Below are 302 nucleotides of genomic sequence, written 5' to 3'. Positions count from 1 at the left end.
CTACAGCGTTGATGACGCCCGCTTCGAGATTGTCGGCACCACCCTCAAGCTGAAGGACGGCATCAGCCTCGACCATGAGGCCGAGCCCACGGTCGAGGTCACCATTACCGCCACCGACCCCGGCGGCCTTGCCAGCAGCAGCAGCTTCACGATCACCGTCAGCGATGTGAACGAGGCGCCGGATGCCCCGGCGCTCTCGGCCGCCGTGGTTGCCGAGAATGCCGCGGGCGCCGCCATCGGCACGGTCTCGGCCAGCGATCCCGACGGCGATGTGCTGAGCTACAGCGTCGATGACGCCCGCT

Annotated in this window: 1 protein-coding gene; it reads left to right on the top strand. The window is 67.9% G+C overall.

All coding sequences use genetic code 11. The features are described 5' to 3' along the window. Nucleotides 1–302: cadherin repeat domain-containing protein (locus ACXAHG_RS23595; RefSeq protein ID WP_475061268.1), on the top strand; the 302-nt coding region annotated here is incomplete at both ends.

This window comes from Leisingera sp. ABD4_442, from assembly GCF_056160905.1.
Note: the sequence above shows the minus strand (reverse complement) of the source record. Positions and strands in the feature narration are given on the sequence as shown.